Source organism: Sinomonas cellulolyticus (assembly GCF_014656475.1).
Classification (GTDB): Bacteria; Actinomycetota; Actinomycetes; order Actinomycetales; family Micrococcaceae; genus Sinomonas; species Sinomonas cellulolyticus.
The window spans coordinates 1-21,576 of record NZ_BNCM01000014.1; the positions used below are offsets into that span (position 1 = coordinate 1).

The 21,576-nt window shown below is 68.6% G+C and carries 21 protein-coding genes and 1 pseudogene; 12 read left to right on the plus strand and 10 right to left on the minus strand.

Annotated elements, in window-relative coordinates:
- The 5 genes and pseudogenes from IE231_RS18320 to IE231_RS15150 form a co-directional block, all read right to left on the minus strand.
- A pseudogene (locus IE231_RS18320) lies at positions 1-348 on the minus strand (hypothetical protein); the annotation flags it as partial.
- 100 nt (positions 349-448) lie between these two features.
- Positions 449-1,081: a GntR family transcriptional regulator gene (locus tag IE231_RS15135; RefSeq protein ID WP_201896855.1), complete on the minus strand. Its 633-nt coding sequence runs from the start codon at positions 1,079-1,081 to the stop codon at positions 449-451.
- A gap of 143 nt (positions 1,082-1,224) precedes the next feature.
- Positions 1,225-2,136, minus strand: coding sequence for an HNH endonuclease (locus tag IE231_RS15140; protein ID WP_229867182.1), 912 nt, complete (start codon positions 2,134-2,136; stop codon positions 1,225-1,227).
- A gap of 23 nt (positions 2,137-2,159) precedes the next feature.
- On the minus strand, positions 2,160-5,285 hold the full coding sequence (locus IE231_RS15145) for a DEAD/DEAH box helicase (RefSeq protein ID WP_374189465.1): 3,126 nt from the start codon (positions 5,283-5,285) through the stop codon (positions 2,160-2,162).
- A gap of 90 nt (positions 5,286-5,375) precedes the next feature.
- Positions 5,376-5,591, minus strand: a complete 216-nt coding sequence (locus IE231_RS15150) for a hypothetical protein (protein ID WP_189694830.1) — start codon at positions 5,589-5,591, stop codon at positions 5,376-5,378.
- Between the two features lie 52 nt (positions 5,592-5,643).
- Here IE231_RS15150 and IE231_RS15155 point away from each other — a divergent pair, with 52 nt between their 5' ends.
- Complete coding sequence (locus tag IE231_RS15155; RefSeq protein WP_189694831.1) at positions 5,644-6,495, plus strand: SDR family oxidoreductase; 852 nt, start codon at positions 5,644-5,646, stop codon at positions 6,493-6,495.
- Between the two features lie 67 nt (positions 6,496-6,562).
- Here IE231_RS15155 and IE231_RS15160 read toward each other — a convergent pair whose 3' ends face one another.
- Both IE231_RS15160 and IE231_RS15165 read right to left on the minus strand, forming a co-directional pair.
- Entirely contained in the window at positions 6,563-7,264 is a 702-nt protein-coding gene (locus IE231_RS15160; RefSeq protein WP_189694832.1) for an ABC transporter ATP-binding protein, read from the minus strand.
- A gap of 72 nt (positions 7,265-7,336) precedes the next feature.
- Positions 7,337-8,464, minus strand: a complete 1,128-nt coding sequence (locus IE231_RS15165; RefSeq protein ID WP_189694833.1) for an ABC transporter permease — start codon at positions 8,462-8,464, stop codon at positions 7,337-7,339.
- A gap of 221 nt (positions 8,465-8,685) precedes the next feature.
- On the opposite strand from IE231_RS15165, the gene IE231_RS15170 reads away from it, so the two are divergent.
- The 3 genes from IE231_RS15170 (at position 8,686) to IE231_RS15180 (ending at position 11,101) form a co-directional block, all read left to right on the plus strand.
- Positions 8,686-9,981 carry a sensor histidine kinase gene (locus IE231_RS15170; RefSeq protein ID WP_189694905.1) on the plus strand — a complete coding sequence of 432 codons (1,296 nt, stop codon included), beginning with the start codon at positions 8,686-8,688 and terminating at the stop codon, positions 9,979-9,981.
- Positions 9,978-10,637, plus strand: a complete 660-nt coding sequence (locus IE231_RS15175; RefSeq protein ID WP_189694834.1) for a response regulator transcription factor — start codon at positions 9,978-9,980, stop codon at positions 10,635-10,637. The genes IE231_RS15170 and IE231_RS15175 overlap by 4 nt, the downstream gene beginning before the upstream one ends.
- Before the next feature lie 158 nt (positions 10,638-10,795).
- Positions 10,796-11,101 carry a YciI family protein gene (locus IE231_RS15180; protein ID WP_189694835.1) on the plus strand — a complete coding sequence of 102 codons (306 nt, stop codon included), beginning with the start codon at positions 10,796-10,798 and terminating at the stop codon, positions 11,099-11,101.
- A 20-nt stretch (positions 11,102-11,121) separates the two neighbouring features.
- On the opposite strand, the gene IE231_RS15185 is transcribed toward IE231_RS15180, so the two are convergent.
- Positions 11,122-11,736, minus strand: coding sequence for a TetR/AcrR family transcriptional regulator (locus IE231_RS15185; RefSeq protein WP_189694836.1), 615 nt, complete (start codon positions 11,734-11,736; stop codon positions 11,122-11,124).
- Positions 11,737-11,848: 112 nt separating this feature from the next.
- Between IE231_RS15185 and IE231_RS15190 the strand changes: the two genes are divergently transcribed.
- The 4 genes from IE231_RS15190 (at position 11,849) to IE231_RS15205 (ending at position 14,854) form a co-directional block, all read left to right on the plus strand.
- Positions 11,849-12,592 carry a DUF981 family protein gene (locus IE231_RS15190; protein WP_189694837.1) on the plus strand — a complete coding sequence of 248 codons (744 nt, stop codon included), beginning with the start codon at positions 11,849-11,851 and terminating at the stop codon, positions 12,590-12,592.
- A 139-nt stretch (positions 12,593-12,731) separates the two neighbouring features.
- Positions 12,732-13,034 (plus strand): hypothetical protein, encoded by a 303-nt coding sequence (locus IE231_RS15195; protein ID WP_189694838.1) that lies wholly within the window; start codon positions 12,732-12,734, stop codon positions 13,032-13,034.
- Positions 13,035-13,056: 22 nt separating this feature from the next.
- The gene (locus tag IE231_RS15200) at positions 13,057-14,304 is read left to right on the plus strand and encodes a S8 family serine peptidase (RefSeq protein ID WP_189694839.1); all 1,248 of its coding nucleotides are present in this window, start codon (positions 13,057-13,059) and stop codon (positions 14,302-14,304) included.
- Positions 14,305-14,551: 247 nt separating this feature from the next.
- A complete protein-coding gene (locus IE231_RS15205; protein WP_189694840.1) occupies positions 14,552-14,854 on the plus strand; it encodes a YciI family protein in 303 nt (100 codons plus the stop codon).
- A 24-nt stretch (positions 14,855-14,878) separates the two neighbouring features.
- Here IE231_RS15205 and IE231_RS15210 read toward each other — a convergent pair whose 3' ends face one another.
- Positions 14,879-16,630, minus strand: coding sequence for a cytochrome c biogenesis protein CcdA (locus IE231_RS15210; RefSeq protein WP_189694841.1), 1,752 nt, complete (start codon positions 16,628-16,630; stop codon positions 14,879-14,881).
- Between the two features lie 102 nt (positions 16,631-16,732).
- Between IE231_RS15210 and IE231_RS15215 the strand changes: the two genes are divergently transcribed.
- The 4 genes from IE231_RS15215 to IE231_RS15230 all read left to right on the plus strand — a co-directional run bounded on the left by IE231_RS15215 (position 16,733) and on the right by IE231_RS15230 (position 20,250).
- Positions 16,733-18,283, plus strand: coding sequence for a succinic semialdehyde dehydrogenase (locus tag IE231_RS15215; protein ID WP_189694842.1), 1,551 nt, complete (start codon positions 16,733-16,735; stop codon positions 18,281-18,283).
- 92 nt (positions 18,284-18,375) lie between these two features.
- Positions 18,376-19,155: an SDR family oxidoreductase gene (locus tag IE231_RS15220; protein WP_189694843.1), complete on the plus strand. Its 780-nt coding sequence runs from the start codon at positions 18,376-18,378 to the stop codon at positions 19,153-19,155.
- A gap of 26 nt (positions 19,156-19,181) precedes the next feature.
- Positions 19,182-19,382, plus strand: a complete 201-nt coding sequence (locus IE231_RS15225; RefSeq protein WP_189694844.1) for a hypothetical protein — start codon at positions 19,182-19,184, stop codon at positions 19,380-19,382.
- Between the two features lie 46 nt (positions 19,383-19,428).
- The gene (locus tag IE231_RS15230; protein ID WP_189694845.1) at positions 19,429-20,250 is read left to right on the plus strand and encodes an SDR family oxidoreductase; all 822 of its coding nucleotides are present in this window, start codon (positions 19,429-19,431) and stop codon (positions 20,248-20,250) included.
- A 268-nt stretch (positions 20,251-20,518) separates the two neighbouring features.
- Here the strand turns inward: IE231_RS15230 and IE231_RS15235 are convergent, their stop codons facing one another.
- On the minus strand, positions 20,519-21,574 hold the full coding sequence (locus IE231_RS15235; RefSeq protein ID WP_189694846.1) for an ABC transporter substrate-binding protein: 1,056 nt from the start codon (positions 21,572-21,574) through the stop codon (positions 20,519-20,521).
- Between the last annotated feature and the right edge of the window lie 2 nt (positions 21,575-21,576).

Below are 21,576 nucleotides of genomic sequence, written 5' to 3' on the forward strand. Positions count from 1 at the left end.
ACTCTTGTACACGGCAGCCCAGACAGCATGCTGAACACCGCCACCACGCCCAAAGTGGAAGACCCCGTTTCGGGCGAACGGGGCCGCGGCCGGGGCAGACAGCCACGGCACGGCCGGCGCCGCAGGGCTTCGGGTGGCGGCGGGCGTTGCGGCCAGAAGCATGGCGGTCAGGAGGGCCAGGGCACAGAGCGTCGCGGCGAGGGCGACGGGGAGGCCGCTGCGGACGGGGAGCCACTGGAGGGCGGGGACCTGCTGAGCAGATGCCCGGTGGGCCGGATGACCGTGTGGCACGAACATGGTGATCACGGCCCGGCGGGGCGCCGGTCCTGCTGCTGCATGCGCGCGCATGGGATTCCCCCTCCATCGAAGGCCCCAGCACGTCTGCACCCAGAGTCCTCCCGGGCGCGGGGCCCGTCAAGGGCGAGCGGAGGCCGGCTCGGACGGCGCTTCAGACGACGCTGGCGATATATCGGCTGAAGTTGTGCACGTGGGCTTCCATGAGCGCCTCTGCCCGCTCAGCATTCTTCGCGAGGATCGCCCGGAGGATGGGGGCGAGTTCGCGGACATGCTCGACGACGAGAGGGCGGCGCTCGAGGACCAGGAGCCAGATGCGGGTGGAGAGGTTGCCGTACTTGCGCAGGGTGTCCTCGAGGTGGCCGTTCCCGGTGGCAGTGTAGATGGCATTGTGGACGGCGAGGTCGAGGCGCATGAGGTCGCCCTGGTCGACCTTCTGCTCGTCGATAGACTCCACGAGGCCCAGGTACCGCTCAACCTCGGCTCGGTCTGCGTCCCTGAGGTTCTCGGCGGCCAGTCGAGCGCCGACGGGTTCGAGGACCTGCCGCACCTGGTTCACCTCGGAGAGGTCCGTGATGTCGATGGGCGCCGCGAACGAGCCCTTGCGGGGCTGGGTCACCACGAGCCGCTCGTGCTCGAGCCGGTGCAGAGCCTCACGGATGGGCGTGCGGCCCATCTGCATCTCCTTGGACAGCTGCGACTCGTTGATCGACTCGTTCGGCCTGATGTCCAGCATGATGAGCCGGTCCGCGATCACCCGGTAGGCGAGGTCCGCCAGCGATTCCACGGGCACCCCACCTCCGCTCGTCCTCGAGAGCCCAAGGACTCAATGTACCGGCACGGGCCGGGAACGGAAGTGACGCACGACGGCGGGTGGTTGGCTTGAGCGTTCCCGTCCTCCGAAAGAGGATTCCTGCAAGTCGCAGACCCCTATCCCGCCTTGAATCGCTCCCACGCCTTCTCAAGAAGGTCCTCTCGGGGGCGGAGCGACCGCATTCTCGGCACCGACATGAGGGGTCTGCCGTGCATCTCCTGGAGCCCATACCTAAGCATCGGCCCGTCGATCTCGTGGAGCAGGTCTGCTCTGATCTGGACCACCAAATCGGGCCGCACGCCGAGCAGGTTCGAATCGAACGCGGCATGGTGGATCTTGCACATGGCCATTCCGTTGACTACCGAGGCAATTCCCTGTTCGTCGCGGTCCGGAATGATGTGTGCCGCGTCGAGCAACGGCAGGTGACCCAAGTTGCAGACGGCGCATCGTTCGCTGTAGGCGCGGAGAACCTGACTGCGGAAGATGCCCTGGAAGAGCCGATGCTTTGCAGTGACGTCGGCGTATCGCCTGAGCTGCTCCTCGAAAGGGCTGTCGCCACCCAATGCAGCCGCATCTGCGCTCACGAGGAACTGATGCGCGGTTGGCTCCTCTCCCACCACGTAGACCGGGAAATGCGGCTGGAAAAGGCCCTTCGCAACGCCAACGAACCAGATGAGGGGAACGCGCTGCTCCATCGCCGCGCGCAATGCGCGGTTGGTCGCCTCCGCGGGGTCCGTTCCATTCCATTTGTACCGCAACAGAAAGTCGTGGTCGTAGACGCCGTCGTCGTATGGCCGTTCGGATCCCTCAGGTCGGTAGGTTGTCGTGATTGACAGTGCCGCGCTGAACCCCGCTGGCTTCCAAATCCCTTTGACCCTGTCCTTCAGTGGAAGCGACTTGCCGGCAAGTGTGAAATCGCGGAGCTCGCCCCAGCCGATCGGCTCGGCTCCATCGTGCGTCCGCGCAGCGAGCCATTCCATGATTTGAACTCGGAGTACGTTCTCTTCGAGCCCGAATCTCTCAATCACGGTCGTAGCCTAGGCCGGCGGCGTCAGACGGCGACAGCATTAGCGACGGCGAACACGTCTGCTGGCATGGGGCGTTGAAGCTTCCACGTGATGGCGATGGGCTTCTCCCCCGAATGATCCACGTAACGCGCCTTTCCGAGGCAGGTGTACTGGAGCGTCATTCCGCGATCGTCCTTGGCAGTGGCCCGGGTGAAGAGAACCACGCTGGAACTGCCTCCGATGTACCGCTGCCCGTCCGACGAGCCGACGGTCGTGCGGCTCTGCGACTCCCAGTGGAAGATGTCGGGGCTGATGGCGTAGTCCTTGTACAGCGTCGTGGGTGAATGATCGCGCTCATCCTTGTCGAGGGTGACCAGGAAAGCATCCACTCCGGTTTCTGGGCACCAGGCGACCCCTTCACGGTGGCTTCCGATCCCCCTGCCCGGGAAGCCGAAAGCAGCGAGGATCTCCTGCCGGTTATAGGTGGCGTGGGACTGGATCGGGACATAGGCAAGGTCCATGCCGAGGGATCTGGCAGCGCGGCGCGCCGAGTCAGCACCGATTGCGGTGATCTGTGCGATTTCAGACGCCACCCATGGAAAGCTGCGCACGTAGTCAAGCCCTGTATCGATGTCCGAGCCGGTGAGCGAGGGCTCCTTCTGAAGCTCAAGCGTGTAGTAGAGCATCCGCGCGAACGCCTTCGTGCGACGATCCATTGCCTCATATCGTGGAGAGTCCCCTGCAAGCAGACGGCCGTACGCCTCTGCACGCTCTGGATCGTCCACGTGCAGGAAACGCGAGACCTTGCTCAGGATGCGCTTTTCAGCCACGCTCGCGAGATCCGCGAGCCGGGCAGCAAGCACCTGCTCAAAGACCGATTCGGAGCTGATCAGCTGTGCAGCACGAAGGTAGCCCGTCCAGGAATCCTTCGTGTCGCGGTAGACGTCCCGGACGTCCGCGCCAGAGGCACGAAGATAGTCGGCGAGCACGATGGTCCCCTGCGAGCGGACGTCCTGGACCAGCGCCTTGCGCGTGAAGCCGAGTTGCGACCTCACGTTGGCTAGCACGATGTCCTGGGAAACCCGGTCCAGCTGGACCTGGCAGCCCGACGGGAGGGTGGGGAACTCCTCTTCGATCTCCCGTGCAAGCCGGTTCCTTACCAACCCTCCAAGAAGCGCACGGTACTTCACGTCGAAGCGGAACTGGCGGTGCTGCTGTCCGATGAAGTCCAACACTGTCAATACGGCCTTGTCCGGAGCGCGTCTGAGCCCACGGCCAAGCTGTTGCAGGAAGACGGTTGAGCTCTGAGTCGGACGGAGCAGGAGGATGGTGTCGATTTCGGGGACATCGAGTCCCTCATTGAACAGGTCGACGGCAAAGAGGCAGTTGACCTCGCGGTCCCGAAGCTTGCGAAGGGACTCGGCACGCTCGTCGTCAGGGGTCGACCCATCGATGGCGAGGGAACTGATGCCCGCACTGTTGAAGACCTGCGCCATGTACCGGGCGTGCTGGACGGACACGCAGAAGCCGATCGCCCGCATGTCGGCGGTGCTGAGGACCTTGTCGCGGAGGGAGCTGATCACCTTCGCCGCTCGGGCATCATTGCCTGTGTAGATTGCGCTCAGCTGCGACAGGTCATAGGTTCCCCGGCGCCATTCCAAGCGCGACAAATCCACGTCGTCCGATACCCCGAAATAGTGGAAGGGGACGAGGAGGTCTTCCCCCAGTGCGTCCCACAGGCGCATCTCGCTCGCCGTGCGCCCCTCGAAGTACTCGTCCGCAACGCTGACTCCATCGCCGCGCTCCGGCGTCGCTGTGAGCCCCAGCAGTTCTCTGGGCTTCAGCTGGTCAAGAAGTCTCCGGTATGTCGGCGCCGCCGCATGATGGAACTCGTCGACCACAACAATTTCGAATGCGTCCGGCCCAAGGCGATGAAGCCTCTCGTCACTGAGCGACTGCACGGACGCGAAGACGTGCCGCCACTCTTTGGGAACGTCTCCGGCCACGAGTAGCTCACCGAAGTTTCCGTCATTGAGTACCCTCCGGTACGTCGTGAGTGATTGTTCAAGGATCTCGCGACGGTGGGCAACGAAGAGGAGAGTCGGCTTCTCCGACCTACCTTGGGCAAGCCGTTTGTAGTCCAATGCGGCGACCACGGTCTTGCCTGTTCCAGTCGCTGCAACGAGGAGGTTCCGATGGTGGCCTCTGGAACGCTCGGCGTCGAGGTCCTCGAGCATTTCCTGTTGGTGAAGATAGGGAACCACTTCGAGACCTGTCGGCCCGAGATCTCTCAACCGCTCAAGGCTGCCGACGCGGCGTAGCGCCTCGTCAAGCCGGGCGGCATCGGTGTTCGGATCGTACGGGACAAACCGTCGATCCGCCCAGTAGCTGTCGAACGTGATCTCGAACTTCTGGAGGAGACGAGGCGTCCCTACTCCGGATAGGCGCACATTCCACTCGAGGCCATCGAGGAGCGCCGGCTGGCTGAGGTTCGAACTCCCAACGTAGGCGGTGTCGAAACCGGAGCGCCTGCGGAAGAGCCAGGCCTTCGCATGCAGCCTTGTCGCGTTCGTCTCGTAGTTGATGCGGACTTCAGCCCCGTACCGCCGCACGAGCTCATCGATCGCCTGACGTTCAGTGGCTCCCATGTACGTTGTCGTGATGACGCGGATTTTGATACCGCGTTCCTTCAGAGCGCTCAGTTCAGACTCCAGCAGCCGGAGACCGCGCCATTTGATGAACGCGCAGATGAGATCAACCGAATCGGCCGACTCAAGTTCGCGGCGGAGTTCGTGGGCCAGATTGGGATCTTCGCGGCTTGCCGTCAGGAGCGCTGCGTCGCGGAAAGGAGTGGTCGGCCGCCGCAGATTCCGACGACGCACCTGGGATGAATCGAAGACGGCGTCGAGGAGCTCGGGGCCAGCGAGAATAGTATCCGCATTCCCGTCCTCCGCGATCGAGCGGAGGAACCGGTTTGCCATATCGACGCGACTCTCAGCAGGTGCCGCAGCGATCGCCTTTCTGGCAGCTTTTACCATGTGCTGCGCCAGAACATCGGGAGCGTCCTCGGCGCTCACTGGCTGGAATCGCGCCTCGCGGTTCTCAGGAAGGCCGAGAAGTCGGCGCTGAAGTTCCTCGGTCCGAAGACTCTCGTAAAGCCCGTCGGGCAGTCCCTTATTGTCGTGTCCCCCAGAATCACTCACGGACTTACTCTATGGGCTGCCTACGACAAAGCTCCGCTGGAGTCCCGGACGCGAATTTCAGCCCTTCCCCTGCTCCTTCTTCCGCCGCTCGCTCTCCTCGCGGTGCCGGCGGATCTGCGCCTGGATGAGCTGCTCCTCCTCGGTGAAGCGGAGGGCGTTGGCGTCGTCGACAGAGTCGCGCGCGCCGTCGACCTCCTGCTTGGCCGGGTACTCGACTTCCTCCTCGCCGGACGCGTCGGAGGGCTCGGGGGCGGTGGCGCGCTGCTCAGTCATGGCCACACTGTAAACCCTGAAACGTCCGTTGTCTGGGTTTAGGCTCGGCCATATGAGCGACTCCCCCACCATCGGCATCACCGGCGTCACGGGGACCATCGGCGGCCACGTGGCCCGGCTCCTCGCCGAGCACCAGCTCCCCCTCGTGCTGCTCCCCCGCAACGTCGCCAAGGCACCCAGGCTGCCAGACGCCGTCGTGCGTCCGGTGGACTACGGCGACCGCAATCTCAGCGAGCGCTCGCTCGAGGGGATCGAGACCCTGTTCATGGTCTCCGGCCGCGAGAGCGAGACCCGCATGGACGAGCACCGCAGCTTCGTCGACGCCGCCCAGGCAGCGGGTGTGCGGCACGTGGTCTACACCTCCTTCATGGGCGCCGCACCGGATGCCACGTTCACCCTCGCCCGCGACCACTACGCCACCGAGGAGTACATCAGGGACGCCGGCCTCGCCTACACGTTCCTGCGCGACTGCCTCTACGCCGACTTCCTCGAGGGCATGGTGGGGGACGACGGCGTGCTCCGTGGGCCCGCGGGCACCGGCGCCGCCGCCGTGGTCGCCCAGGCGGACGTGGCCCGGTGCGCCGCTGCCATCCTGCGCGACGCGGCCACCCACGCCGGCGTGACCTACACCCTCACGGGGCCCGAGGCGCTGAACATGGTTCAGATCGCCCACATCATCTCCGAGGCCCGCGGCCGCCACGTGACCTTCCACAACGAGACCGTCGCCGAGGCCTACGAGTCCCGCAAGAAATGGCCCGCGCCGGACTGGCAGTACGACGCCTGGGTCTCCACCTACACGGCCATCGCCGCCGGGGAGATGGAGCACGTCTCCGACGATGTCGAGACCATCACCGGGCAGCGGCCCATGAGCCTCAAGGACCTGCTGCTGGCGAATCCACGCTGACCGCAGCGGTACTGCCGCCGTGGCGAGGGCATGGGCCTTTCCCGCTGCACCTGCGGGCTCGGCGCCGTCAGGCGGCGGTGGGGACTGCCGCAGCGAGCCGTCCGTCGCGCATGGTCGCGACAGCGTCAGTCAGCGGCACGAACTCGGTGTCGTGGGTGACCATGACGGTGCCGACCCCGAACTCGTCGGTGACGCGGCGCAGGAGCCGGACGATGGAGTCGCTGCGCTCGTGGTCCAGGGCTGCGGTGGGCTCGTCCACGAGCAGGACCTTCGGTCTCCCCATCAGCGCCCGGGCGATGTTGACCCGCTGGCGCTGGCCGCCGGAGAGCTGGTGGGGGCGCTTGCCAGCGCTCGAGGCGAGCCCGACGACGTCGAGCATCTTCGCGGCCTCGGCCTCCGCAGCCTTGGCGGACCGGCCGCGCAGGTGGTCCCCGATGATGAGCTGTTCGGCCGCGGTCAGAGACGGGAGCAGGTTCGGCTGCTGGAAGATGATGCCGATCGCCTCGCGGCGGAGCGCAGTCCTCTCCCTGTCGCCGAGGCCGATGGCGTCGGTGCCGTCGATGAGCACCTGGCCGCGGGTGGGGCGGACCAGGGTGGCTGCGACGGCCAGCAGGCTGGACTTGCCGGAACCTGACGGCCCGACGAGGGAGACCATCTGGCCGGCCTGGACGGTGAGGTTCACACGGTCGAGGGCTTTGATGGTTCCCTCTCCGTCGGGGTACTCGAGGGTGACGTCGACGAGGTTCAGGGGTACGGATGCAGTAGGCATGGTGGAACTTCCTTTGCTGGTGTGCACGGGGGGCTGGGGACGTCTGCGCGAGACGCGGGGACCGGGGCGCGGCTAGTTGCCCCCGAGGGCGATGAGGGCGTCGACTTTGGTGACGCGTCGCACGGCAAGGGCCGCACCGCTCAGCCCGAGGGCGATGATCCCGAGGACGGGCAGCAGCGTCGTGGCCGGTGTGATGAGGAAGGGGGCGGCCTTCGCCGCGAAGAGGCCGCCGACGAGGCCGATGGCGCCACCGAGGCCGGCGCCGGCGAGCAGGACGATGGCCGCCTGGGCGACGGCGTCCCGGAGGAGATAGCCGGCAGACGCTCCTATGGCCTTCAGGACCGCGATGTCCCGCGTGCGCTGGACGGTCCAGACCGTCAGGAACGCCACGATCACCAGGGCCGAGATGCCGTAGAGGAACGCCTGCATGAGGGTCAGGGAACCGTTCTCGCTCTTGTAGGAGCCCAAGGCCTGGAAGGACCCAGTGCGTGAGGTGCTGACTGTGTGCGCGGCGGCATTGGCAGCGGTCTCGTCAACGGCAGCGCCGTCCTGGTAGGTGATCGCTGCCACGGTCGCGATCTGTTCGGGGTCGCTCAGGTGGGCGAGCTTCGACCAGGTCGGCAGTGCAGTCCAGACGACGCTCGTGTGGGAGTACCACTGGTCATCGACCACGGCGCTCACGGTCACGTCGGTGCCGCCGAGGCTGGCCTTGTCCCCGGCCTTCAGGGACAGGGCTGAGGCGACGCTCTTGCCGATCACCGCGGTGTTGGCGGTGACGCGGGACGGTGCGAGGTCCCCGTCGGGTGCTACCCCGAAGACGGCGACGTTGGTGGTGCCGGCGCCGCTGCCCCCGGCGATGGCCTGGAGCCGGGTCTGGCTGATGCCGAGCGGCTCCGCGGACCGCACGCCCGGCTGGTTCTTCCATGTGTCGATCTGGGCTGCGGTGAGTTCGCTCTCGGTGTAGGAAGCCTTGGGTTCAGTGGTGCCAGGGGCGCCGAAGGCGATCCTGTCGACGGCTTTGGACTGGCGTCCCTCGGGGCTGACGGCGCCCAGCCTGCCGATGGCCGAGGTTGACTGGTCCCCGAGACCGGCCGTCAGCCCGGAGAGCATGACGAGGAGCAGGGTGATCAGGGCAACGACTCCGCCCATGAGGGCGAACCGGCCCTTGGCGAATCGGATGTCGCGGAGAGCAAGAAACACGTTCCGTCTTCTTTCAGTGAGGTTGTTCGGTGGCCGAAAGGCTCCTGAATCCACTCTCCTGCCGCCGGGGACGGAGACCATCGTGCTGATTGGCTGATCTGTGCGGAGGAATGGGTGACCCGGGTGTCAACCATTCGGTTGACCCCTCGGGCGCGGTACCCGCATAGGCTGGCAGAGTGCCTGCCGCCGACCTCCCTCCCGCGCCGGAAAGCGACCGTCCTCTGGAGTCCGGCACGGGTCTTCCCGGCGATCCCGGCACGGCGCCGACTGTCGTGATCCTGCGCGTCCTGAGGGTCACGCTGCACGTCGGCTTCGCCGCACTGCTCGGCGTCGCTGTCGTGAGGCTGCTGAGCACGGGGCACGTTGGCGTGCTGGGCTACGCCTGGACCGCCGCCGCCTTTGTCCTGGCCGGCGTCTACCTCACCGGCACCCTCCTGGAGAAGCGCTACGCCGCGAACCGCACCGGCTTGGACCCCCGCCGCTATGGCGTCCTCTGGCTCGGGATCGTCACGGCGCTCTGGCTCGTCCTCCTCGCCGGAAGCGCCGAATTCTCCTGGCTGGCGTTTCCCCTCTTCTTCCTCCACCTGCACCTGCTTCCGCGGCGGGTGGCGCTGCTGACCATCGCGCTGATGACGGCGGCGGTCATCGCCGCGCAGTGGGCTGCCAGTGGCCTGCCCACACCCCAGCCGGCGGTGGTCATCGGCCCACTCCTAGGGGCCGGGTTCGCGGTCGTGACCGGCCTCGCCTACAGCGCGCTCTACAGGGAAGCGGAGAACCAGCGCCGGGCCGTCAGCGAACTCACGAGGACGCGTGCGGAACTCGCGGCGTCCCAGCACGATGCGGGCGTCCACGCCGAGCGCGAGAGGCTGGCCCGGGAGATCCACGACACCCTTGCCCAGGGGCTTTCGAGCATCGTGCTGATGGTCCGCGCGGCCGAGAAGTCGCTCGCGGACGGAGACATCGCCACCGCCACCGAGCGCCTCGGCCTCGTGCGGCAGACGGCATCGGAGAACCTCTCGGAGGCCCGCCATTTCGTCCGTGGCCTCTCCGCCCCGCAGCTTCAGGAGGCCTCGCTCATCGAGAGCCTGCGCCGACTGTGCGAGAGAACCGAGAACAACGCCGCAGCCCGCGGCTTGCGGCTGCGCTGCCGGTTTGAACTCGACGGTGATCCAGTGGAGCTGCCGCAGCCCTACCGGGTAACGCTGCTCCGTGCTGCCCAGGCCAGCCTCGCGAACGTCACGGACCACGCCGACGCCGGCAACGCCGTCGTGACCCTCGCCTTCCTCGGCAGTGACGTCGCGTTGGACATCTATGATGACGGCGCCGGGTTCGATCCAGCCGGACTGACGGCACAGACGGCGGCGCGGACAGACGGCACCGGGTACGGGATCCGCTCGCTGCAGCAGCGCGTGCAAGGGCTGAACGGCTCGCTCGACGTGGAATCATCGCCCGGGGAAGGGACGGTGGTCGCGGTCCGGCTACCCCTCGACGATGCCGCTGGAAGGAGCGATCGATGAATGAGATCCGCGTCCTGCTTGTCGATGACCATCCGGTGGTCCGAGCCGGACTGACGGCGATGCTCTCCGCGTTCGAGGGCATCTCGGTAGCAGCGGAGGCCGCCGACGGCGGCGCCGCGCTGAGGGAACTGGAACGGCTGCGGATTCTGGGCGACGACGTCGACGTGGTGCTCATGGACCTGCAGATGGGCGCCGGGATGGACGGCGTCACGGCCACGTCCCGCATCAGAAGGCTGGAGAAGCCCCCGCCGGTCCTCATCCTCACGACCTATGACACCGACGCCGACATCCTCGCGGCAGTGGAAGCAGGAGCCAGCGGCTACATGCTCAAGGATGCCCCTCCCGAACAGATCCGGCAGGCGGTGCTCGCCGCCGCCGCCGGCCAGACGGCTCTGGCACCCAAGGCGGCCGCCTTGCTGATGGACAGGATCAGCAACCCCGCCACAGCACTGACGTCACGGGAAATCCAATTGCTCGAGCTGCTGGCCACCGGCCTGACCAACCGGGCAATGGCCAGAGAGCTGTTCATCTCCGAGGCAACGGTGAAGACGCACCTCGTGCACATCTACAGCAAGCTCGGCGTGGACAGCCGCACAGCAGCCATCGCCGCCGCCACCCAGCGCCGCATCATCCGCGCCCCCGGGCAGCAGGCCTGACCCTGGCTCAAGGTCCGCTCCGGTGCGGGCGGCGTCGTACTGGCCGACGCACAGGCTGCTGCGGCCGGCACGGCCCAGTCCGCCGACTCCGCAGCAGGCTCTCCCCCAGGCAGGGCCGCGGCGGTACGGTTGCGGTACGAGCAGCGGAAGGACCGGCCATGACCCGCTTCCTCATCACGTACCACGGGTACCCCTACCCTGACATGGACACCATCGCCAGCCAACGGCGGGAGTTCCGCGTCTGGGCCGAGAAGACGTTCGGACCCGCCATGGTGGACTTCGGTGCGCCGCTCTTCGACGCCGGGCAGGTGTCCACGGCGGGGCCGCCGCTCCCGCCCGTCGAGATCGACGGGTACACGATCATCGAGGCGCGTTCCGTGTCCGAGGTCCGTGCACTCCTCGATGGCCACCCCTTCCTTGCACTCGGCGGCACCATCCAGATCAACGAGTGCCTCGAGGTGTGAACGGCGCGACCTGCCGCGAGTCAGCCAGCCTCGACGCCGAGGAGTCCGAGCACCCGGGCCACCGTTGCGGCGGCGCGGTCTAGCGAGGCACCCTCGCCCGGGCCGTCCGCGGAGACCGGGCCGTCCGCATGAAGCAGGGCCGCGGCGATGACCTGCATGACCAGCTCCACGTCCGCATCCTCGAGGCGTCGCCCCGTCATCCGCTCGAGGGCCGTGTTCACCGCCGCCGCGAGGAGCGGCCGGTGCGCCCGCATGATCTGCTGCAGCCCGGCGTCGCGCCCCGCATCGAGCATCGGCAGCAGCCGGATCGCCACGACGTCGGCGGCGAGCCCGGGCGCGAAGAAGACGTCCATGAGTTCCCGGGCGATCTGCTCAAGACTGCGCGGGCCAGCATCGAGTGCCTCGGCCTGCTCCTGGGCGGCGCGGGCCCTCAGGTCCTCCGCGCCCTCCACCGCGGCGGCGTACAGGGCCTGCTTGCTGCGGAAGTAGTAGTTGCCTGAGCCCTGGGCCAGTCCGGCGGCCTCCGCCACCCGCCGGTGCGTGATAGCCGCGGGGCCGTCCGAGATGAGCAGCCGGGCAGCGGCCTCCGCCATGCGTCGCTTCCGCTCGCGGCTCCGCTCCTGCTTCCCCTCCATCTGGCCCATTGTGCCGGAATAAACCGGCGCGCCCGATTGCTGAGGTCAATAGCTATACGAATGTATAGGTTTTGGGAGCGGGGCAAGACCCGCCGTGACCAAGGAGTCAAGGATGTCGGTTCCCATGGGACTGAAGATCGACTGGTCGACGATGCCGACCTACAACACCATCATGTCCGTGGCCGCGGGCGCAGCGCTGATCGCGCTCGTGATCCTCGGCAAGGACATCATCAAGGCCCGGCTGGCCAATGCTCCCGGCTCCGAGCCCCTCCAGACCGACGGATGGGCGGTGGCGCTCGGCATCCTGGGCCTCGTCCTCTTCCCCACCGGCCTGCACATGACCCTCACGTGGCCCCTGGCCAAGGGCGGCTTCCCGTTCGACAACGTGATCTTCGGCGAGACAAGCCTCGGCCTCAGCGCCCTGCTGCTCGGGGCCGCCTTCTACCTGTGGAAGCGCGGCTCGGTGATCCGTGAGGCCGCCGACCCGGTCGCTGAAGCCGCGCGCGTGGCGCGGCCGATCTCATGGTTCGTGGGCGGCCTCGGCCTGAGCCTGTTCGGCATCGCCGCCGCCGGCATCACCTACCAGCTCTTCGCCGCCCCTCCCCAGGAGCCCATCTCCGGGGCGTTCGCCCAGTGGCCGTGGCTCGAGGCGACGTTCATGTCGCTCCTGTTCGCCCTCGTGGGCCTCGGTGCCGTGCTGTTCCCGTTCGCCGCTCGCCAGCTTCGCGCCGGCTACAAGCACCAAGCGATCGTGCGGTGGATCGGCGTGGTGTGGATGGTCGCGGGAATCGTGTTCCTGCTCTTCGGCGCGATGAACTTCTTCACCCACATCGGGCTCATCGTCAACACGATGTGACCCTTCCCCAGCGGTGCCTGAGCGCACGACGGCGGGTGCCCACCCGGCGTCGTGCGCTCACTGCGTCCCGTGCTCAGACCTACACGCCAGCGATGTTCGGCGGTAGGTTTACCGCACGCATTGCGGGAAGGACGGCGCCATGACTCGCTTCCTCATCACCTACCACGGCATGCCCTACCCTGAGCCGGACATCATCGACCGGACCCGCGGGGCCCTGCGCCGATGGGCGGTTGAGAAGCTCGGGGACGCCATGGTGGACTTCGGCGCCCCGGTGCTCCTGGGAGGACAGGTGTCCGCCGGGCAGCCCCATGGCGCGGTGGAGATCGACGGATACACGATCATCGAGGCCTCGTCCCTGTCCGAGGTCCGCGACATGCTGGCCGACCACCCATACCTGGCCCTGGGCGGCACCCTGCAGATCAACGAATGCCAGCCGATGTAGGCCCGCACGAGGGAGTATGAGCATGAAGAAGACCGTCTTTGCCGGCATCGCAGCACTGATCATCGCCGTCAGCCCCCTCGTGGCCGTACCTGCCGCGAGCGCGGCTGGCGAGCCGCCGCCCCACGCCGCCGGGCAGATCCTCGTGAAGTTCGCCGACGACCACGCGGCCGACGGCGTGCTCCGCCAGCACGGGCTCGCGAATGGGCCGACGGTCGGCAGCACCGGCGCCCACCTCATCAAAGTGCCGGCCGGCGCCGAGCTCCGGCTCGTCCAGGCCCTCAGCAGCAATCCGGCGGTCGAGTACGCCGAGCCGGACGCCATCGCGAGGGCGGTGACGGACGACCAGTACTTTGACCGCCAGTACGCCCTGCAGAACACCGGTCAGTCCTTCACCAACACCGCGGGCACCATCACCGTGCCAGCGGGCAAGGCGGGGGCAGACGTCGGCGCCGTGGGGGCCTGGAGCACCACCACGGGCGGGGGGATCCCGGTCGCAGTCCTCGATACTGGCGTCGCCACGGACAACCACGACATCTGGCCTCACGTCACCGCGAGCGCCAACTTCAGCACCTCCACGACTCAGGACGACATGTACGGGCACGGAACGCACGTGGCCGGCATCGTGGCGGCCATCGCGAACAACACGATCGGTGTGGCCGGCGTCTGCCCGAGCTGCACCATCCTCAACGGCAAGGTCCTCGACGACAACGGATCGGGCACCGCCTCGGCCATCGCGCGGGGCATCGACTGGGCGGTCAAGAACGGCGCGAAGGTCATCAACATGAGCCTCGCGATGCGCGTCTCCTCCCGCACCCTCGAAACCGCCGTCAACAACGCCTGGAACAGCGGGGTGGTCATCGTCGCCGCGGCAGGGAACACCGGCGCCCAGGCAAAGATGTACCCGGCGGCCTACTCGAACGTCATCGCCGTCGCGGCCACGGACAACAACGACGCCAAGGCGTCCTTCTCGACCTACGGCGCGAAGTGGGTGGACGTCGCGGCCCCGGGCGTGAGCGTCTACTCGACCTTCCCCAACCACCCGTTCGCCCTGCAGACCACCTACAACCGCTCCGAGAGCTATGACATCGGCAGCGGTACCTCGATGGCCTCACCGATCGTCGCCGCCACCGCCGCACTGGCCCTCAGTGCGCATTCCGGCTACAGCAACGCCCAAGTCCGGGCGAAGGTCGAGTCCAGCGCAGACAGGATCCCCGGCACCGGCTCCTACTGGGCGTACGGCCGGGTGGACGCGAACGCGGCCGTGCATTAGGCAGGCCGTCGGGAGTTCCCCAGCTTTGGGCCCCGGGCGCGGCGTGTCGCAGGACTTCTGCGGCGTGTCGCAGGACTTCTGCGGCGTGTCGCGCTCCGCCCGGGCTGAAGGCTGGGGAGTTCGCCACGTGAGCCCGGAGCCGCGCCCGCCGGCGAACGCCAACATCCCGGCCGCCCGCAAGCCGACCGGCTTCACGGCAGGCGCCTGGGGTAGTGTGACGGCACGCAGACCGGAAGGACGTCAAGCCATGGCACGGTTCCTCGTCACCTACCACGACATGCCCCACCCCTCCCCGGAGGTGGTCGCCGCGAACCGCGCCGCCTTCCGCGCGTGGGCCGAGACTGCCCTCGGGGACGCCCTCGTGGACCCGGGCGCCCCCGTCTATCTCGCGGGCCAGCTCGCCAAGGGCACGGCCGCCCCGCACACCGAGATCTCGGGCTTCTCGATCATCGAGGCGAAGTCCCTCGCGGACGCGCGGGAACTGCTCGCAGACCACCCGTACCTCGACCGCGGGGCCACCATCCAGATCGACTGGTGCCTCGACGTCTGAGCGCCTCGCCCGCACCCCCCGCGCTCATCCGAAGGTGAACGAGTAGAGCTCGACGCCGGGGCTCGCCGTGACCTCGAGGGTCCCCTGCCGCTGGGCGGCCCCGTCGAGGAGGACGTAGGAGCGAGGTGACCCGCCGACGTCGACCGTCCGCTCGCCGTCGGGCCCGTGGACGGTGAGCGTGCCGGTGCCCCCGGCCACGGCCTGGACCTGTGCTGCTCTGAAATCCAGCCGGACGGAGGCTGCGGGGCCGGGCGCAATGCTCTGGGCACCCAGGGTCCAGGGCCCGGAAAGGGCGAACGAGTCTGCGGGCTGCTGCGCCGGGTACGAGAAGGTCGCTGTCCCCGTGCGATAGGGGCCCACCCCGGCGTAGTTCACCTGCTTGGCAACACCGAGGAACGTCTCGGGGGTGGTGCCGGCGGCGGGTGCCGTGCCGGCCGTCTCGACGGGCGCCGGGAGTGCAGCCCCGGGGTGGGCGTCGGCCAGGAGCTGCCGGACGAGGCTCTCCGTGGTCTGGTAGCCGCCCTCGCCCTGCTGGATGTGCCGCACGTTCCCCTGCGCGTCGATGAGGTACTGGGCGGGCCAGAAGCGGTTGCGGTACGCCGACCAGGTCGCGTACCCATTGTCCATGGCCACGGGGTAGTCGATTCCGTGGTCCTTCACCCCTGCCTCAACGTTGCGCTGCTCGCGCTCGAAGGCGTACTCGGGCGTGTGGACGCCGATCACCGTCAGCCCTGCCGCCTTGTAGGCGTCGTTGAGCGCGATGATGTGCGGCAGCGACCGCTGGCAGTTGATGCACGAGTAGGCCCAGAAGTCGATGAGGACCACATGGCCCCGCAGGCCGGCGAGAGTGAGCGGCTCGGAGCCGATCCATGCCGTGGCGCCGCGGAGCGCCGGCGCGGGTCCGCAGTCCTGCAGCGTGGTGGCGCCCTGGGTGCAGTTGGCCAGCTGCCGGTTCTCATCGGTGACGAGGCCGCCGAGGTCCAGCGGGGTGCCCGCATTTGGGTGCAGCTGGTCCTGGAAGGACGCCGTGTAGTCGGGGACGAGCCGCTGGAGCGCGGCGGGCAGATCGAGTGCGAGTCCTGCCGCGAGTGCAACCATGAGCACGCCCGCCGTGATGCGGATGCCCCGCTGGCGCCGCCGGAAGGCCTTGAGCCGCTCCGCGAGCCCGCGGCCGGCGAGGGCGAAGACGAGCAGCGGCACGGAGACCCCGAGCGCGAACGAGAGCGTCAGGGCCACCGACTCCGGGCCGATCCTGCCCGTGGCGCCGGAGACCACGATCGCCGCGAGCACCGGGCCGGCGCACGGGACGAACACCGCGCCGAGGGCGAGGCCGAGGCCGAATCCGCCCCTGCGTGCATCCACGCGACGCTGCGGGATCCACGAGAACGGCTTCTCGAGCCACTCCTCGACCCGCGGCGCCATCAGGCCGATCCCTACCGCCCCGAGGACCGCGATTCCCGCCCAGCGGAGCACGTCCTGTGGAAGGCCGAGCGCGGAGAGGGCCAGCGAGCCCAGCAGCGTGACCGCGCTGAAGCTCAGCACGAGCCCCGCAATCACCTGGTACGGCCGCCACCGGGACGTCTGCCGCGCCGCCGTGGCGTGGCCCGAGGCAAGGGCGGTCCGGGCCGCGCGGCCCGCAGGGGCGGACGACGGCGTGCCGCGCCGGGCGCTGTCGAGCCCGGCTGAGAAGAAGATCACCGGCAGGACCGGGAGGATGCAGGGCGAGATGCCCGTGATGAGGCCGCCGAGGAATCCGATGAGGATGTTTTCGCCCATGCACCCTGTTCGGGGCGGCGGGGGGCGGCGGATTGCCCGCAGCGCACCCGGGGCGCGTACACCTATGGCTACTGGCGAGTAACAATGGCAGAATCTGCGTCCATGAGCACACAGACCACCGGCTCCCGCATGGCCGTCCCCGCTCTCGCCCGGCTCGCGGCCCTCGCCACCGGCACTGGCGCCGAGCTCGAGGTGACCTCCCCGTCTGACGGCCAGCCGCTCGGCGTCGTGCGCCAGGTGGCGGCCGGCGAGGTGGCCGCCGCGGTGCAGCGCGGCCGCGAGGCCCAGAGGCGCTGGGCCGCGACGCCGGTCAGGGAGAGGGCCGCTGTGGCCCGCCGCTTCGCCGCACTCGTGCTGGACCACCGGGACGAGATCCTCGACGTGGTCCAGGCGGAGACCGGCAAGTCCCGTCCCGCCGCCCTCGAGGAGGCCGTGGACGCGTCCATGACGTCCTCGCACTACGCCCACACCGCACCGCGGCTGCTGCGCCCCCAGCGGCACGTCGGGGCGCTGCCACTCCTCACCCAGACGACCGAGCTGCGGCATCCCAAGGGAGCGGTCGGGGTCATCACGCCGTGGAACTACCCCTTCACCCTTGTGGCGAGCGACTCCGTCCCCGCCCTGCTCGCGGGCAACGCCGTGGTGGTCAAGCCGGACCACCAGACGCCGTTCTCCGCCCTGCTGGTCCTCGACCTGCTCCGGCAGGCCGGGCTCCCCGAGGGTGTCATGCAGATCGTGCTCGGGCCGGGCCCGGAGGTGGGCCCGCAGCTCGTGGACGAGGTGGACTTCGTGATGTTCACGGGCTCGACGGCCACGGGCCGCACGGTCGCGCAGCGCGCCGCGGGCCGGCTCATCGGGTTCTCCGCGGAGCTGGGCGGGAAGAACCCCCTCATCGTCCTGCCGGATGCCAACATCCCCGCCGCCGCTGCCGGCGCCGCGCGGGCGTGCTTCGCCAACGCCGGCCAGCTGTGCGTGGGGCCCGAGCGGATCTACGTGCACGAGGCCGTCCGCTCCCGGTTCACCGAGGCCTTCCTCGCCGCGGTCTCGCGGATCCAGGTCGCGGCCGGGACCTCCTGGGACGCGGACATGGGCTCGCTCATCTCGCCCGAGCAGCTCGCGCGGGTGCAGGCCCACCTCGACGACGCCGTGGGCAAGGGCGCCCGCGTGCTCGCAGGAGGAACGGCGCGGCCCGACCTCGGGCCCAGCTTCTTCGCCCCCACCGTCCTCACCGACGTCCCGGAGTCCGCCGAGCTCGTGCGGAGCGAGACCTTCGGTCCCGTCGTGGCCATCTACCCCGTGCGGACCGAGGAGGAGGCAATCGCCCACGCCAACGACAGCCCCCTCGGGCTCAACGCGAGCGTGTGGACCGCGCCGTCCCGCGGCCTGGCGTTCGGTTCGCGCATCGAGGCCGGCACCGTCAACGTCAACGAGGGCTACGCCGCCGCATGGGCCTCCCACTCGGCGCCCATGGGGGGCTGGAAGGAGTCCGGCGTGGGCCGGCGGCACGGCGCCGAGGGCCTCCTGAAGTACACCGAGTCCCAGACCGTCTCCGTCCAGCGCGCCCTCCCGATCGCCCCCTGGACGGGGATGGGCAACGAGACCTTCGCCAACCTGTTCACCCGCGCCACCCGCATCCTCAACCGCTTCCGCTGAGCGGCGGCCTCACTGGGCCCTTCGACTCTGGCTCGGGACCCGGCGCCCACCACACCATGGGAGCGAAGGTCCGACCAGCACATGGAGTCCCAATGCCCCGAACATCCGTGGTCACCGGCGCCGCCTCGGGAATCGGCCGGGCGACCAAGGAGCTTCTCGAGCGGCGCGGGGAACGCGTCATCGGCGTGGACCTGCACGACGCCGAGGTGACCGCTGACCTCTCGACCGCTTCGGGCCGCGCCCACCTGGTCGAGGGCGTGCGGGGGGCGACTGGTGGCTCCATCGATTGCATCTATGCGGTGGCCGGACTGTCCGTCCCGGGGCCGGACACCGTGGCGGTGAACTTCTTCGGAACAGTCGCCACTCTCGAAGGCCTCCGGCCTCTCCTGCGCAACTCCCCTGCCCCGCGGGCAGTGCTCGTATCCTCGATGGCAGCGCTTCTGCCGAGCGACGCGGAATTGGTCGCCCTGCTCTCTGCAGGCGACGAGCCAGGCGCCATCGCTCGCGCCGGTACTCTGGCCGAGGAACCCTCCACGGGACAGCTCATCTACGCTTCCACCAAGCTCGCCCTCTCTCGGTGGGTCCGTCGGCAGGCCCCCGCGCCGCAGTGGGCTGGGGCTGGGATTCCGCTGAACGCGGTCGCCCCTGGAGTCATCTCCACGCCCATGACTGCTGAGCTGATCGCGACTCCCGAGGGGCGTGAAGGGCTCCTCAAAGTGGTTCCCATGCCGTTGAACGGCATCGCCGAGCCCATCGTCGTCGCCCGGGCGCTGGCTTGGCTCGGCGGCGAGGAGAACACGCACCTGTGCGGGCAGATCGTCTATGTGGACGGCGGCAGCGACGCTGTGCTGCGCGGAGACTCGGTCTGGTAGAGCCGGCGTGACGAGAGGCGAACGAGATGACACTCAGCTCCCCGCAGAAGGCGCCAATCCCCGTGCGCCGCCGCGTGAGCGTGCGGGCCTCGTGGAGCGCCGCGGTCCTGTTCGCCGCCCTCGTCTGCGGCGTGTGGGCGCTCGGGTCCGATGCGTTCCCGCCCGTCCTCGCACTCGCAACGGCGTGGCTGCTGCTCGCTCACGAGGCGTCGAACGGCAGGCGCTGATCTCCGGACCCTGCGCAGGATGCTACTCGCTGGTAACCTAGGTCACATGTACCGAGGAACACGCCTGCGCGGCGCGCGCATCCTGATCACAGGAGGAGCATCCGGGATCGGACGCCTCATGGCCCTCGAGGCCGCCCGGCGCCGAGCCGAGGTGATCATCTGGGACCTCTCGGAGGAGGGCGGCACGGCGGTGGCCGCCGAGATCGTCGGCTCCGGAGGCCTCGCCAGCTCCTACCAGGTGGACGTGACCGACGCCGCCCACGTCCGGGAGGTCGCCCGGCAGACCGGGGACGTCGACGTGGTGGTGAACAACGCGGGCGTCGTGTCCGGGCAGCCGCTCCTGGAGGCAAGCGAGGAGGCGCTGCGCCGCACGCTCGAGGTCAACACCCTCGCCCTGTACTGGGTCACCCGCGCGTTCCTGCCCGGCATGATCCAGCGGCGCGGCGGCACCGTGGTGACGATCGCGAGCGCGGCGGGACTGATCGGCGTCGCACGCCAGACCGACTACTCGGCGAGCAAGTTCGGCGCGCTCGGGTTCACCGAGTCGCTGCGCGCCGAGCTGCGCGCGGACGGCCACGGCGTGGGCACGCTCGTGGTGTGCCCGTACTACATCAACACGGGGATGTTCGACGGCGTGGAGACCCGCTTCCCATTCCTGCTCCCCATCCTCGAGGAGCACGACGTCGCGCTGAAGGTCATCGACGGGATCGAGTCCGGGCGCGAGCAGATCATCCTGCCGCCGTTCGCCCGGCTCGTGCCGCTCATGCGGTTCCTCCCCACCCGCGCCTTCGACCGGGTCGCGGACTTCTTCGGCATCAACAAGGGCATGGACCACTTCGTGGGGCGGGCGGGCGTCAAGGCACGCTGAGGCGCGCGGGGCGGCGTGCGCTCCTGCCCGTCTCTCGCAGTGCCACGGCAGGAAACGCCGACGTTTCCGCTGATGGGACGGGATGAAGCGGGTTGGAACGCTCGGGTCGACTCCGCTCACCCAGCGTGGCCTCAGCGGGCCGCGGCCCTGAGCGGCCAGGCCCTGGTCGTGCGCCCCCCGTGAACGCCGCATCAGGACATGCCGTAAACCCGACTGGATAACGGCAAGTCCCGATGCGGCGCTGTGGGGTCCCGTCCCTACATTCGGCCTACTGGGCCGGGACCTTGCTCACGAACTCGGTCGTGTAGGTCTTGGACAGGTCGATGGAGCCGCCCTTGCCCTTGACGTTGCTCGAATAGCTGTCGAGGATGCGGAGCACGTTCTTGGCGCCCTCCGGGTCGATGACGCCGTCCCTGTTGAACATGGTCTTGGTGTCCTTGATCGACTTCTCGTACAGCGCCTGGCCGCCGTTCGCGTACTCCTTGGGCATCTTTGCGGCGATCTCTGCGGCGCTGTGGTCGTTGATGTAGCGCAGCGTCTGCACGAAGGCGTTTGCCAGCTTCTGGACCGTCTTGGGGTTCTTCTGCACGAAGTCGCACGCCATGTACACGGACGCCGCCGGGTACAGGCCGCCGAGCGCCTTCCGCGTGCCCTCCTCGGTGCGCATCTCGGTCAGGACCTTGCCCTTGCCGCTTTCGGTGAGCTGGGCGATGGTCGGGTCCGTGGTCATGCCCGCGTCGATGCCGTTGTTGTCGATCGCGGCGATAAACGTCTGGCCCGCACCCACCTTGGCCGGCGTGTAGTTCTTGACGCCCGCCTGGCCGGCCAGGGCCTGGGTCAGGAAGTCCGTCGAGGAACCCAGGGATGTGATGCCCAGGTTCTTGCCCTCGAAGTCGGCCGGGCTCTTGATCGTGTCCGCCTTGGATGCTGCCACCACTTCGGCCTCGCCCGGGATGTTGGCCAGCTGGACCACCGAGGTGAGGCACTGGTTCTTGGCGGCGAGGTCGATGGTGTGGTCGTAGAAGCCGACCACCGCTTGGGCACTGCCGGTCAGGAGCGCGTTCTCCGCCGTCGCGCCCGACTGCTCGCCGAGGAGGTTGACCTTGACGCCCTCCTTCTCGAAGTAGCCGAGGCTCTCGGAGAGCTTGGCCGGCATGTAGATGACCTTCTCGAGGCCGCCCACGATGATGTTGATCTCCGGCTCCGCGGCGGAGTCCACGGCCGCGGCACGCGAGTCGCGGCATCCGCTGATCCCGGCGGCGAGGCCCACGGCGAGCAGCGCTGCCCCCGCCTGCGCTGCACGGCGCTTGAAAGTGGCGTTCATTC